At 66.2% G+C, this 11,940-nt stretch carries 12 protein-coding genes; 2 read left to right on the plus strand and 10 right to left on the minus strand.

The window, feature by feature from the left end:
* Positions 1-3: 3 nt before the first annotated feature.
* Positions 4-375, minus strand: coding sequence for a diacylglycerol kinase (locus DOM45_RS06195; protein WP_110598641.1), 372 nt, complete (start codon positions 373-375; stop codon positions 4-6).
* A gap of 237 nt (positions 376-612) precedes the next feature.
* On the opposite strand from DOM45_RS06195, the gene pip reads away from it, so the two are divergent.
* Positions 613-1,569, plus strand: coding sequence for a prolyl aminopeptidase (gene pip / locus DOM45_RS06200; protein ID WP_110598642.1), 957 nt, complete (start codon positions 613-615; stop codon positions 1,567-1,569).
* A 79-nt stretch (positions 1,570-1,648) separates the two neighbouring features.
* On the opposite strand, the gene DOM45_RS06205 is transcribed toward pip, so the two are convergent.
* The 8 genes from DOM45_RS06205 to DOM45_RS06240 all read right to left on the minus strand — a co-directional run bounded on the left by DOM45_RS06205 (position 1,649) and on the right by DOM45_RS06240 (position 10,504).
* Entirely contained in the window at positions 1,649-2,101 is a 453-nt protein-coding gene (locus tag DOM45_RS06205; protein WP_110598643.1) for a hypothetical protein, read from the minus strand.
* Between the two features lie 239 nt (positions 2,102-2,340).
* Complete coding sequence (locus DOM45_RS06210) at positions 2,341-3,537, minus strand: M20 family metallopeptidase (protein ID WP_110598644.1); 1,197 nt, start codon at positions 3,535-3,537, stop codon at positions 2,341-2,343.
* The gene (locus tag DOM45_RS06215; RefSeq protein ID WP_110598645.1) at positions 3,525-4,943 is read right to left on the minus strand and encodes a M20 family metallopeptidase; all 1,419 of its coding nucleotides are present in this window, start codon (positions 4,941-4,943) and stop codon (positions 3,525-3,527) included. The genes DOM45_RS06210 and DOM45_RS06215 overlap by 13 nt, the downstream gene beginning before the upstream one ends.
* Before the next feature lie 59 nt (positions 4,944-5,002).
* On the minus strand, positions 5,003-6,046 hold the full coding sequence (locus DOM45_RS06220; protein WP_110598646.1) for an ABC transporter ATP-binding protein: 1,044 nt from the start codon (positions 6,044-6,046) through the stop codon (positions 5,003-5,005).
* Positions 6,043-7,044, minus strand: coding sequence for an ABC transporter ATP-binding protein (locus DOM45_RS06225; RefSeq protein ID WP_205909403.1), 1,002 nt, complete (start codon positions 7,042-7,044; stop codon positions 6,043-6,045). Before DOM45_RS06225 ends, DOM45_RS06220 begins: the two co-directional genes overlap by 4 nt.
* Positions 7,044-7,979, minus strand: coding sequence for an ABC transporter permease (locus DOM45_RS06230; protein ID WP_110598648.1), 936 nt, complete (start codon positions 7,977-7,979; stop codon positions 7,044-7,046). Before DOM45_RS06230 ends, DOM45_RS06225 begins: the two co-directional genes overlap by 1 nt.
* A gap of 10 nt (positions 7,980-7,989) precedes the next feature.
* Entirely contained in the window at positions 7,990-8,907 is a 918-nt protein-coding gene (locus DOM45_RS06235; RefSeq protein WP_110598649.1) for an ABC transporter permease, read from the minus strand.
* A 76-nt stretch (positions 8,908-8,983) separates the two neighbouring features.
* The gene (locus DOM45_RS06240; RefSeq protein WP_110598650.1) at positions 8,984-10,504 is read right to left on the minus strand and encodes an ABC transporter substrate-binding protein; all 1,521 of its coding nucleotides are present in this window, start codon (positions 10,502-10,504) and stop codon (positions 8,984-8,986) included.
* Between the two features lie 258 nt (positions 10,505-10,762).
* Here DOM45_RS06240 and DOM45_RS06245 point away from each other — a divergent pair, with 258 nt between their 5' ends.
* Positions 10,763-11,677: a LysR family transcriptional regulator gene (locus DOM45_RS06245; protein ID WP_110598651.1), complete on the plus strand. Its 915-nt coding sequence runs from the start codon at positions 10,763-10,765 to the stop codon at positions 11,675-11,677.
* A gap of 6 nt (positions 11,678-11,683) precedes the next feature.
* Here DOM45_RS06245 and DOM45_RS20385 read toward each other — a convergent pair whose 3' ends face one another.
* Entirely contained in the window at positions 11,684-11,890 is a 207-nt protein-coding gene (locus DOM45_RS20385; RefSeq protein WP_110598652.1) for an SEC-C metal-binding domain-containing protein, read from the minus strand.
* Positions 11,891-11,940 lie beyond the last annotated feature (50 nt).

Raw genomic sequence — 11,940 nt, forward strand, 5'->3', positions numbered from 1 at the left:
GGATCAGCCGAAGAACTTGTCCCAGGCCAGCAGGCCCCAGGTCACCGCCGCCATGCCCAGCGCCAGCATCACCGCCGCCGAGCCGATATCCTTGGCCCGCCCGGAGAGCTCGTGGTGTTCCGGACCAATCCGGTCGACCACCGTCTCCACCGCGCTGTTGAGCAGTTCGACGATCAGCACGAAGATGCAGCTGCCGACCAGCACCAGCCACTCGACGGGGTTCTTGCCGATCCACCAGGCAAAAGGCACCAGCACGATGCAGAGCGCCACTTCCTGACGGAAGGCGGTCTCGTTGCGGAATGCCGCCACCAGCCCCTTCAGTGAGTATCCGGTGGAGTAGATCAGGTGGCGAAAACCGGTATCGCGAGATTTCATGGATGTCCGTTGCAGTCGTGTTGGCGACTGCCCTCTAACGTGACCGAGTATCGGCGCGCTGCCGTGTATAGGCGACGATGGTAGCAGAGGCGCATGCCGACATCATCGCTGTTACGCGATGCGCCCGACGCCTGGAGTCCGGGACGGCACGGCAGGTGGCTGGCCCACGGGCCGCCCGGCCTCTATGCTGACACGACACCATTGCGATGCCGCATCACGTTGCCAACAGGGTCAATCATGTCCGAATCCAACCCGCTCTATCCTGCTCTCGAACCTCACGCCAGCGGTCATCTGGAGACCGGTGACGGCCACCAGGTCTACTGGGAGCGCAGCGGCAATCCGAACGGCAAGCCGGTGGTCTTCCTCCACGGCGGCCCGGGTGGCGGCTGCAAGCCGATCCACCGCCAGCTGTTCGATCCCGCGCGCTACGACATCCTGCTGTTCGACCAGCGTGGCTGCGGCCGTTCGACACCCCACGCCAGCCTCGCCAACAACACCACCTGGCACCTGATCGAGGACATGGAGCGGCTGCGGGAGATGATGGGTGCCGAGCGGTGGCAGGTGTTCGGGGGCTCATGGGGATCGACGCTGGCGCTGGCCTACGCCGAGCGGCATCCGGATCGCGTCAGTGAACTGGTGCTGCGTGGCATCTTCACCATGCGCCAGCAGGAGCTCGACTGGTTCTACAAGCATGGGGCTCGCAACATCTTCCCCGAGAAGTGGGAACGGCTGGTGGAGATTCTGCCCGAGACGCAGCGCGACGATATCATTCCCGCCTTCCACGAGCGGCTCATGGGCGACGATACCGAGCGCCAGCTCGAGGCCGCTCGACGCTGGAGCGTGTGGGAGGGCGAGACCTCGAAGCTGATCCCCGTCGATGCCAGCGACTCCCACGCCGCCGATCACTTCGCCCTGGCCTTCGCCCGGATCGAGAACCACTACTTCATCAACAAGGGCTTCTTCGAGCGCGACGATCAGCTACTGGCCCAGGCCGACCGGCTGGCGGGCATTCCCGGCGTGATCATTCACGGCCGCTACGACATGGTCTGTCCGCTCCAGAACGCCTGGGATCTGGCCAAGGTGTGGCCGGATGCCAAGCTGGAGATCGTCGAGGCGGCGGGACACGCGTTCAGCGAACCGCAGATCATGGCCGCGCTGGTCCGGGCAACCGATCGATTCGCCGACCGCCCCTGAAGCGGGGTCGCGGCGCGCGACCGTGAAATGCGAACCGCGGGAAGCCGCCGGCTTTCCGCGGTTCGCGAGCCGTGGGGACTCAGTTCTGGGGGCGTTGCTTGGTGGCGTCGAGCCCGGTCTTCTTCTCGGTAGTCAGCTTGGTGATCTCGGCGGAGCTCTTGATGGCGCGGTCGAAGACGTCCTTCAGGTCGGCCATGGTGCCGGTGCTGCCCAGGGCACCATTGGCGGCATCCTGGAAGTTCCAGTGACCGGACAGGCCATCCGCGTTCGGATTGTCGAGGGTCTCGATGGCGGTATAGACGTCGGGGTGGCTCAGCATGTAGCTGGCGGCCGCGGATACCTCGGGCGGCGTGTTGCCGCTGGTATCGCTGGCCAGCGCTTCGAGGTCGCTTTTCCACACCGCGCCACCATGATCCTTGACGTAGTCCGCGAGGATCTTGCTGGACCGGGCGACGGTGAGTTGATCTTCGAAGGAAGAGAAGGAAGAGGGCTGGTTGGCGGGACTGTTGCCCGTCGGCGTCACGGTAGACATCGGCTTTTTCCCTGGCAGAAGGTTCGTTTTGATGATTGTGGCGCGGCTCGATGACATCGGCATGAACCTGGCGCGTTCTGCGAGCTCCCGTACGCCGGGAACCAACCCGATTATGAAACGCCGCGAGCGCCGCTAGGGGGCCGAAACGTGTCATTGATCGACACAATGAAAACGAACCGTCATCGCGGGTAACCCAGGGATACATTGCGCCGCCTGGCGAACCGACGGCGCGCCGTCGCTCAGGTCGCCCCGCTCTTCTCGCCGGCGAGATCGATGATCGTCGCCGCAACGGCCTGGGCCCTCGGCACCAGCGTCTCGAGACGGCAATACTCCTCTTCGGTATGCATCTTGGCGCCAACCGGACCGGTGCCGCACAGCGTAGGGATGCCCAGGCTGGCCGTGGTCCCGGCGTCCGAGCAGCCGCCGGTGAACTCGCCCTCGACATCAAACCCGAGCCGTTCGGCCTGGACCCGGTAGCGCGCGAACAGTGCCTCGCTCATGGCGGGCTCCATCGGCAAGAACCCCGAGGTCTGGCGGATCGTCGCCCGCGTTCCGGGAACCTCCTCCTCGGCGATGATCGCCTCGATCGCCGCCAGCAGATCGAGCCGCTGCTGATTGGTGACGAAGCGCGTGTCCAGTTGCGCCGTCGCCGCAGGGGCCACGGTATTGCGCGAGATACCGCCCTCGATCAAGCCGACATTGGTGGTCACGCCGCTATCGTAGTCGGTCAACGCGTGGAGCTTGACGATCTTGCGCGCCAGCGCCTCCACGGCACTGGCACCGTCGGCGTGGCTGACACCGGAGTGGGCCGCCTTGCCGGTCACTTCGATCAGGAAAGCCGCCCCGCCCTTTCGGCCGGTGACGACGTTGCCACTGATCCTGCCGGGTTCGGCGTTGAGCACGGCCCGTGCACCGCTGGCCGCTTCGCGAATGAAGGCCGTGCCGTCGCGGGAACCGATCTCCTCGTCCGCCGTGAACAGCGCCCGCACCGGGAACGGCAGCGGCGCCACCCGCTTGAGCGCCCGCAGCACGAAGATGTTGAGCACCAGCCCCGACTTCATGTCGGCGACGCCGGGGCCGAAAGCGGTATCGCCCTCGCGGGTGAAGCCGCGCTCGGCAACCGTTCCCGTCGGGAAGACCGTATCGCGATGCCCCATCATCAGCACGTGGCCAGCGCCTGCATCGCTGCCATCGCCCTCCAGCCGGGCCTCGAGGATATCGCCGGCGTCCGGGCGCGGCGTGCGCGTCACCTCGATCCCGTCGGCCTCCAGCCACTCGACGATGAGATCCGCCACCGCATCGGTGCCGGCCTTGTCATAGCTGTTGGAGTCGATATCCACCAATCTCTGCAGGCACTCGATCATCTCCGCCTGCTGTCCGGCCAGCCACTCGCAGGCGGTGGCCGTGATTCTTCCCGCGTCGCTCAGCGGTGCCATCGTTCACGCTCCTTCTTGATGTCTCGACCCTGCTCGGCCAGATCCCACCATAACCCGGCCATGATACCCAGACCTTCCCGCAGAATGCTCGCCAGGGCGTGCTCGTCGGGGGCGTGCTGGGAGCAGGCCGGGTAGGAGTGCGGCACCCATAGCGTCGGCAGCCCCAGCGTCTCGGCAAAGACATCGTTGGGCAGCGAGCCGCCCAGGTTGGGCAGCAGCGTCGGCGACTTGCCGCTGGACTCGCGCATCGATGCCAGCGCCCAGCCCACCCACGGATCCGTCGGGTCGAGTCGGGTGGCGTTCATCTGCGACATCCGCGCACTGCTGACCTCGATGTCCTCGAAGCCATGGGCATCGAGATGCCGGCGCAGATGCTCGAGGAAGCGCTCGCGGTCGCTGCCGACGACGAAGCGCAGCTGGCAGTGCGCGTAGGCCTCCCCGGGGATGGCGTTGGCCGGCGCCTCCGGATTGCCGGCCTTGATCGCCAACAGCTCCAGGGTGTTCCAGGCGAACAGCCTTTCCGCCGGCAGCAATCCGGGTTCGCCCCAACTCGCATCGATCGCCGGGTCCCCCGGTGTCGCTCCGACTTCGAGCGAGGCAACGGCGTCACGAACCGGCGCAGGGATCGCCGGCGGGCGCAGGCCCTCGATCAGGATCTTGCCGTGGGCATCGACCAGTGTCGCCCAGGCGTTGGCCAGCCGGGTGGCCGGGTTGGAGAGCACCCCGCCCCAGTTGCCGGAGTGATGAGCGCCGTCGCGGGCACGCAGGCGCAGGTCGAAGTTGAACGAGCCGCGGGAGCCGAGAAACAGCGTCGGCGAATCCGCTGCCAGGCGCGGGCCATCGGAGGCGATGAACAGATCCGCCGCCAGGCGCTCGCGGTGGGCTTCGCAGACAGCCTTCAAGCCGGGAGATCCGGTCTCCTCGCCCATCTCCAGGATCAGCTTGACGTTGTAGCCCAGCCGACCATCGCGTGCCTCGATGACGCTCTTCAGCGCCGCGAAATTGAGCGTGTGCTGGCCCTTGTTGTCGGCGGTGCCTCGGCCATACCAGCGCTCGCCCTCGACCACGATCTGCCACGGCGAAAGCCCTTCCCGCCACTGCGCGTCGTAGCCGCGTACCACATCGCCGTGGCCATAGGTGAGCAGCGTCAAGGCCGCATCGACCTCGATTCGCTCGGCCAGCAGGAAGGGCCCGAAGCCGCCGACCGGGTTGTCGACGATCTCCCAGGTGAAGCCCAGATTTTCGATCTCGGGGATCACGAAGTCGGTCAGGTAACGGCGCAGTTCGCCGTCGCGCCCCGCCTCCTGGCTTTCGCTACGCACGGCGATACGGGCGTCGAGTCGATGCAGGAAGTCGCCGCTGTCGAAGACTTGCCAGGCGTGTTGCAGCGCTTTTGCTCGCGCCATGAATCTCTCCTCGTTGAATACGAACAGGGGGGACGGGCCGCCGCTTGCGACGGCCGGGCTCAAGCGAGATGACAGGCCACACGAGTGCCATCGTCACCAGACGCCTCCAGGCGCGGCCGCTGCTGTCGGCAGATCGCCTCCGCCTTGGGGCAACGCGGGTGGAAGGCACAACCGGCGGGCGGATCGCTCGGGTCGGGCATGGCGTCGCCCAGCCCGATATCCGGCACGCCCAGCCCCGGTTCGGGGGTCAGGGCGGAGGCCAGCAGTGCCTGGGTGTAGGGATGACGCGGGGCGGCGAAGATCCGTTCCCGCGTGCCCTCCTCGACGATTCGCCCCAGGTACATCACCGCAACCCGATCCACCAGATGCTCGACCACCGCCAGGTCGTGGCTGATGAACAGATAGGTCAGCCCGAACTCGGCCTTGAGATCCAGCAGCAGGTTGAGGATCTGGGCCTGCACCGAGACATCCAGCGCCGAGGTCGGTTCGTCGCAGATCACGATGTCCGGACGCATGATCAGCGCGCGGGCGATGGCCACACGCTGGCGCTGGCCGCCGGAGAGCTGGCCCGGGAACTGATCGGCGGCGCGTCGGGGCAGCCCGACCACATCCAGGGTCTCGGCGACGCGCGCCGCCTGCTCGCGGGCGGTGCCGATGCCATGTACCCGCAACGGCAACCCGACGATCTGGGCGATTCGCTTGCGCGGATTGAGCGAGGAGTACGGGTCCTGGAAGATCGGCTGGATGCGTCGCGCCAGCGCTTTCTGGCTGGCGCCCCGCAGCGGCCTGCCATCCACCAGCACGTCTCCCGCGCTCGGCGTGGTCAGCCCCAGCAGCATCTTGGCCAGGGTGCTCTTGCCACAGCCCGACTCCCCCACCAGCCCCATGACCTGGCCGCGGGGAATCCGCAGCGAGACATCGCTGACGGCGCCCAGCGCGCGTCCCCGCTTGAACAGCCCGCCGCCCAGGGTGAAGGTTTTCGACAGTCCGCAAAGCTCCAGGGCCGGGGTCGGCGCTTGCGAGGCCGGGGGCGACATGGACGCAGCGGGCATGGCTTGTGAGAGACGGGAATCGGCGACCTCGGTGGTCGAATGTGCGTTCATGACATCGTCTCCGGTTGACGCGGGGCCGGTACCGGCCGGTCGGCGTAGTGACAGCGGGCCCGGTGATCGTCCGGCAACGCCATCAACGGCGGCGTGCGCTCGCAGGTCGGTTGGGCCTGCGGACAGCGATTGCGGAAGGCGCACCCCTCGACGTCACCGACGAGACTGGGCACGACGCCGGGGATCGCCTGCAGCCGGCTGCCGGGGAGTGTCCTTCCCGGCGTGGGGATGCAGCTCAACAGCCCGCGCGTATAGGGGTGCCCGGGGGCGGCATAGAGTGCCGGCGTCGGCGCGGATTCGATCACCTCGCCGGCGTACATCACCGCCACCCGGTCGGCGATGCGCGCCACGACGCCGAGATCGTGGGTGATGAAGATCACCGCGGTACCGAACTCCTGCTGCAGCTCTCGCAGCAGGCGCAGGATCTGCGCCTGGATCGTCACGTCGAGGGCCGTGGTCGGCTCGTCGGCGATGATCAGGTCGGGCTCGCACATCAGCGCCATGGCAATCATCACCCGCTGGCGCAGCCCGCCGGAAAGCTGGTGGGGATACTGGTCGAGGCGCTCTTTCGCGGCGCTGATACCGACTCTTCCCAACAGATAGATCGCCCGCTCGCGCGCCTCGCGCCGGCTGACGCCGCGGTGCCGGATCAACCCTTCGCAGAGCTGGTTGCCCAGGGTGTAGGCCGGATTCAGTGCGGTCATCGGCTCCTGGAAGATCATCGCCATGCGCGCCCCGCGCAGATCGCTGCGACGGCGTTCGGAGAGCGTCGCCAGATCGATCCCGTCGAACTCGAGACGGTCGGCACTGAGCCTGGCCTTGCGCGGCAGCAGTCCCATCAGGGCGAGCGAGGTCATCGACTTGCCGCAGCCGGACTCCCCTACCAGGCAGAGCATCTCGCCGCGCTCGACATGGAAGTCGATCCCGCGCACGGCGTGCAGCATGCCCGCCTCCACCGGCAGGTCGACATGCAGGTTTTTCACGTTCAGAAGTGGCATCAGTTGCGTCCTCCCGGTGCGTTGAGATCCCGCAGTCCGTCACCCAGCAGGTTGATCGCCAGCACCAGCACGAACAGGGCGATACCGGGAATCGCGATGACCCAGGGCTGGAAGAACATGTAGGCCTTGCCCTCGGCGACCATCAGCCCCCATGACGGCAACGGCGGCTGCACCCCCATGCCGAGGAACGACAGCGTCGCCTCGAGCAGGATCGCGTGGGCCATCTCCAGGGTCATCACCACGATCAGCGAGCCGGCGATGTTGGGCAGCACCTCGCGCAGCAGGATATGGGGCAGCGAGCAGCCCAGCGTGCGCGCCGCGTAGACGTACTCGGCATCGCGCATCTGCTGGGTGACCGAACGCGACACCACCGCGAAGCGATCCCACAGCAGCAGGCCCAGCAGCACGATCACCGTGGTCAGGGAGCCGCCGGTCAGCGAGGCCAGCGCCAGCGCCACCAGCACCACCGGCATCGCCAGGCGGGTAGTGATGATGTAGCTGATGACCGCATCCACGCGGCCGCCGAAGTAGCCCGCCAGGACGCCCAGCGTGGTGCCGATGACACCGGAGATCAGCGCGGCCACCAGCCCGATGGTCAGCGAGATGCGAGTCCCGAACAGCAGCCGGCTCAAGGTGTCGCGGCCCAGCTTGTCGGTGCCCAGCACATGCGTCCACGAGCCCTTGTCGTGCCACACCGGCGGCACCATCCGGTTGGCGATGTCCTGGTGATAGGGGTCATGCGGGGCCAGCAGCGGCGCGAAGACGGCGATCAACACCGCCAGCGCGACCAATACCAGCCCGATCGCCAGCCCGCGATGGCCGAAGACCCGGCGCGTGATCCGCGACCAGGCCGGCGCCGGCAGTGGAATCTCGCCGCCGGAGATAGCCGAGGTCGCAGCTGGAGAAACGCGAGGCGAAGCATGGGAAGTCGTCATGTCGTTCTCCTCAACGGGTGCGGATACGGGGGTCGAGCGCGGCGTTGGCGACATCCGCCAGCAGCGTCAACACGATGTAGAACAGTGCGATGATCAGCACCACGGCCTGCACCACGGGATAGTCGTTGCGCGAGATCGCATCCCAGGCCAGCTGGCCGAGGCCGTTGAGCGAGAAGACCGATTCGATGACCACCGACCCGCCCAGCATGAAGCCGAGCTCCACCGCGGCCAGTGCCACCACCGGAATCACCGCGTTGCGCAGCGCATGCTTGAAGATCACCGAACCGCCGCGCAGCCCCTTGGCCCGCGCCGTGCGGATATAGTCGGACTCGAGTACCTCGAGCATGCCGGTCCGGGTCAGGCGCATCATCGCGGGCGTGGCGTAGTAGCCCAGGGCGATCGCCGGCAGCACGAAATGCTGCCAGCCGTCGCTGCCGGCGGCCGGCAGCCACTGCAGCGTCACCGCGAAGATCACGATCAGCGTCAGACCGAACCAGAAACTCGGCATCGCCTGCCCCACCACGGCGAACAGCAGCGCCAGCCGATCGATCCAGGTATCGCGCTTGAGCGCCGCCAGGACGCCGAGCGGAATCGAGATGCTCACCGCCAGCGCCAGCGCGAGGCCGCCCAGCGTCAAGGTGATCGGCATGCGATCGACGATCAGGTCGACCACCGTGCTCTGGTAGTAGTAGGAACGGCCGAAGTCGAAGGTCAGCGCGCCCCCCAGCCAGTCCAGGTACTGACTGACGATGGGTCGATCGAGCCCGTAGTCGACGCGGATTCGCTCGACCTGCTCGGCGGTGGCCTCCGGCCCGGCGATCGATGTGGCCAGATCGCCGGAGAGATGCAGCAGCATGAAGCTGACGACCGAGATGGTGAGCGCCACGCTGATCGCGACCAGAACCCGGCGGATGATGAAAGTGCCCATGGTACCTCCTCACGCTGCGCGGCCTCGTGTTGTCAGGCACGGGGCCACGCAGGCGGTTAGCGGATATCGGAAAGCGTCACTTCCAGCTGGCCTCGGCGAAGCGCGGCAGCTCATCCGGATAGGGCGTGAAATTCAGGTCGGCGGTATAGGCGTAGTAGGTGGAGTAGGAGAACAGCGGCGCCCAGTAGGCCTGCTCGGAAATCCGCTGCAGCGCCTTGCGGTAATTGTCCTTGCGGACGTCGGGGTCGACCGAGGTGTCGGCGGTGTGCAGCCACTGCTGGACCTGCTCGTCCTGCCAGTGGTCGTCGGCGCCGCCGCCGAAGTAGACGCTGGTGATCGCGGACACGTCATTGACCGAATAGGAGCCCCAGGTCTTGAAAGACATGTCGGTGTTGCCCCCGCGCTGCTGCTCCAGCAGCGCCGGCGAGGTCATGAAGCGCAGATTGGCGCGAATGCCGACATTGCGCAGATCGCCGATCATCGCCTCGGCGTAGTCCCGCTCGCGATAGGCGTAGAGGTTCAGCTCGAAGCCATCGCCGTAGCCGGCGTCCGCCAGTAGCTGGCGCGCCTTGTCGGGGTCGTAGTCGTACTCGACGACATCCTGAGTCTCGCAGCCGAACTGGGCCGGAAAGCACGGGGCATAGAGCGGACGACTGCCGCCCCGCACCAGGTTGTCGGCCATGCCCTGGCGATTGATCGCGTGATTGATCGCCTGGCGAACCTCGAGATGGCTCAGCGGCGAGTTCTCGCGCCTGGCGGCATCGAAGGAGAGATAGCCGACCCGCATGGTCTCGCCGCTGTCCACGGTCAGGTTGGGCATCGCCTCCATCTGCTCGGCCTGGTCCGCCGGGACGCGCCAGATCCAGTCGACCTGGCCGGTCATCAACTGCGCCACGCGGGAGTCCTGATCGGGAATCACCTTGAACTCGAGCTTGCCGATCTGGGGCTGGCCGACCGGGCTGTCGGCGAAGTAGTTGTCGTTGCGGACCATCTTGACGCCTTCCCCCGGCGTCACTTCGGTAATCCGGTAGGGGCCGGTGCCGATCGGCTGCCTGCTGAACCCCTCGAGGCCCATCTGCTGAAAGTACTGATCCGGGAACACCGGAAGCGGCCCGGAAAGATACTCCAGCGCCGCCGGGAAGGGTCCGTTGAGATGGAAGCGGACATGGGTGTCGTCGATCTTCTCGACGCTCTCGATCCAGTCGGTGTTCTGACGCGTTACCACCTTCGAGTCAGGCGATACCACGTAGTTGAACGTGAAGACCACGTCATCGGCATTGAACGGCTCGCCGTTCTGGAACTCGACGCCCTGACGCAGCGTCATCTCCAGGGTGGTGTCATCGACCCAGTGCCATTCGGTGGCGAGCATCGGCTCGTAGTCGTTGGTCTCCGGGTTGCGGTAGATCAGCGTATCCCAGGCCAGGTGCGAGATGATCACCCCCTCCCGCAGGTTGTTGTGATACGGGCTGATGTTCTCGGGTTCGCTGTCGGAAGCGTAGATCAGCGTGTCGTTGGCCTTGTTGGCCAGCGCCGGTAGCGACAGGCAGCACAGCGCCGTGCCGGCCACGATGTGGCGGAGCGTCAGGTTGGAGCGCATTTCGACCTCATTGTTGTGTTGTTGGCTGAGAGCGTGTTGCTGGAGCATCCGCCATACCGCTGGCGGTGTCGTGCCGGCGACCAGGTCCTGTGTCGTCTAATCACCCTTGGGCCGACGTCGTTTTCCTCGAAGCTATCGAACGCCCACCCATGCCACAAGTACAATGTTTAGAACCAACCGTTGCCATTTCGGCAAAGGTTAATAAAAACAACATCAACCGAGATGTCGTGGAAAAGATCGAGGGAGAGAACAGTGGCAATGAACAGTCGCGCCCTTCAGGAAACCGCGCTGCGCTACTTCCTGGCGGTGGTGAAAAACGGCTCGATCAGCGAGGCGTCGCTCAAGCTCAACGTCGCGGCCTCGGCGATCAGCCGTCAGATCGCCCGGCTCGAGACCGAGCTCGACACCCAGCTGTTCGAGCGCCGCGCCCGGGGGATGGTGCCCAGTGCCGCCGGCGAACTGCTTGCCGCCCATGCCAGACGCATGCAACTGGAAACCGACCGGATTGCCAGCGAGATCCAGGCCCTGCAGGGGCTCGAGCGCGGCACGGTGCGTCTGGCCAGCTCGGAAGGGTTCGCGGTGGATTTCATTCCCCTGGCGATCGCCCGATTCCGGCGCCGCTATCAGGGTATCCAGTTTCGGCTCAGCGTCAGTTCGCCGGCCGAGGTGACGCGCCGGGTACGCGAGGGAGAGGTGGACATCGGGCTCACGTTCAGCCTGGCGCCGGAGCGCGACATCCAGGTGGAATCGCGTCAGCGATCGCGGATTCAGGCCCTGATGGCCCACGATCACCCGCTGGCCGGCCGACGCGACGTGAAGCTGTCACAGTTGCAGCCCCACCCTATCGCCCTGCCCCCCCCGGAAACGACGCTGCGCCAGCTGTTCGACATCTGCTGCAGTCAGCAGAACCTGATCTTCGAGTCCGTCTTCACCAGCAACTACACCGAGGCGCTGGTCAACTTTGCCATGCTGGGTGGCGGGATCGCCCTGGCCGGCGAGATCTCGATTCGCCATCGGCTTCTCCAGGATCGGCTGGTCGCGGTGCCGATCCGCGATACCGGCATGGACGCACGCCACGTGGAGTTGCAGACGCTCGCCAATCGCACCCTGCCGGCGGCGACCGGGGCGTTCGTCGAGCATCTCAAGGGGATGATGGAAGCCGGCGGGCCGTAACGGTTGTCAGCCGGCGTGGCACTTCTTGAACTTCTTGCCGCTGCCGCAGGGGCAAGGGTCGTTACGTCCGATATCCTTCATGGCGTTACGTACCGGCGCCTGCGCTTCGTGGTGGTGATGCTGACAGTGCGGGCCATGGACGTGGCCCGGGCTGTCGTGGCTGTGGTCGTGATCGTGCTGGCAGTCGGGGCCGTGGACGTGTGGCTGGGTCATGGGGCGATACCGTGTCGAAGGGAAGATAACCGAGGCGCGATTATCCTCCA

This window comes from Salinicola lusitanus, from assembly GCF_003206045.1.
Lineage (GTDB): Bacteria > Pseudomonadota > Gammaproteobacteria > Pseudomonadales > Halomonadaceae > Salinicola > Salinicola lusitanus.

Coding starts and splice junctions, on each gene's coding strand:
- DOM45_RS06195 (WP_110598641.1), bottom strand. CDS start 375: ATGAAATCTCGCGATACCGGTTTTCGCCACCTGATCTACTCCACCGGA.
- pip (WP_110598642.1), top strand. CDS start 613: ATGTCCGAATCCAACCCGCTCTATCCTGCTCTCGAACCTCACGCCAGC.
- DOM45_RS06205 (WP_110598643.1), bottom strand. CDS start 2,101: ATGTCTACCGTGACGCCGACGGGCAACAGTCCCGCCAACCAGCCCTCT.
- DOM45_RS06210 (WP_110598644.1), bottom strand. CDS start 3,537: ATGGCACCGCTGAGCGACGCGGGAAGAATCACGGCCACCGCCTGCGAG.
- DOM45_RS06215 (WP_110598645.1), bottom strand. CDS start 4,943: ATGGCGCGAGCAAAAGCGCTGCAACACGCCTGGCAAGTCTTCGACAGC.
- DOM45_RS06220 (WP_110598646.1), bottom strand. CDS start 6,046: ATGAACGCACATTCGACCACCGAGGTCGCCGATTCCCGTCTCTCACAA.
- DOM45_RS06225 (WP_205909403.1), bottom strand. CDS start 7,044: ATGCCACTTCTGAACGTGAAAAACCTGCATGTCGACCTGCCGGTGGAG.
- DOM45_RS06230 (WP_110598648.1), bottom strand. CDS start 7,979: ATGACGACTTCCCATGCTTCGCCTCGCGTTTCTCCAGCTGCGACCTCG.
- DOM45_RS06235 (WP_110598649.1), bottom strand. CDS start 8,907: ATGGGCACTTTCATCATCCGCCGGGTTCTGGTCGCGATCAGCGTGGCG.
- DOM45_RS06240 (WP_110598650.1), bottom strand. CDS start 10,504: ATGCGCTCCAACCTGACGCTCCGCCACATCGTGGCCGGCACGGCGCTG.
- DOM45_RS06245 (WP_110598651.1), top strand. CDS start 10,763: ATGAACAGTCGCGCCCTTCAGGAAACCGCGCTGCGCTACTTCCTGGCG.
- DOM45_RS20385 (WP_110598652.1), bottom strand. CDS start 11,890: ATGACCCAGCCACACGTCCACGGCCCCGACTGCCAGCACGATCACGAC.